1 protein-coding gene and 1 pseudogene are annotated in these 752 nt (G+C 73.3%); both read right to left on the reverse strand.

Features of this window, described 5'->3' with window-relative positions; translation table 11 throughout:
- The coding region (locus LPA54_RS33790; protein ID WP_228984519.1) for a beta-ketoacyl synthase N-terminal-like domain-containing protein at positions 1–206 on the reverse strand (206 nt) is incomplete at its 3' end.
- Between the two features lie 133 nt (positions 207–339).
- Positions 340–752: pseudogene (locus LPA54_RS33795) on the reverse strand (thioesterase); the annotation flags it as partial.

Here is a 752-nt window from a genome sequence, read left to right on the forward strand (position 1 = left end):
GTCTTGTCCGGTGCCGCCGGGTCGGGGTCGTAGTAGTCGGAGATCTTCCAGTGGGTCTCGGGAACCTCCTCGATGCAGTCGGTTCCGTCGACGACGTTGTTCCAGAACTCACCGAGATCACCGGAGCGCGGATTGAGCGCGCCCAGGCCGATGATCGCGATCGGCGTGTCGGCGAGTCTCCGGCTGGTGGTGCTGTGCTGAACCATGACGACTCCATGCCGTGGGGCAGGGTGTGGAAGGGCGTGGGCGTTTCGGGGGAGTACGGGCCGTACGTGCTGTACGGGCCGGGCGGGCGGACGCGGGGCCGCGGGCGCCGCGCCGCGCTGCGGCCGGGCCGCCTCAGGTCCGGCTGTCGAGGACGCGCGCGGCGGTGGTCTTCACGGCCACCGGGTCGCGCAGCATCGTGTAGTGGTCGCCGGGCGTGTGCTCGACCGTCAGATCGCCGGCGAGCTCCTCCCAGCCCAGCGGGGCCGGGGTGTCCAGCAGGCCGCGCTCCGGTCGCAGCAGGGTGACGGGGACGCGGGCCGGGCCCGGCCGGAAGCTCCGTACCAGCCGGTTGTTGCGCAGCAGCCCGTCCACGTAGGCGTCGTAGACCTTGCGCAGTCCGGGCAGTGTCGTGCCGGGCCGCAGCACGCCGTGCTCCAGCGCCTGGCCGAGCACCGCGGTCAGCGGGCCGTCCACGTCGCCGGGTCCGGCCGGGCCCGGCACGGGAGCGGTGAGCGTCCCGCCGCGCTTGGCGGCCAGATACATGC

The sequence above is a fragment of the Streptomyces sp. DH12 genome (assembly GCF_020873895.1).
GTDB lineage: Bacteria > Actinomycetota > Actinomycetes > Streptomycetales > Streptomycetaceae > Streptomyces.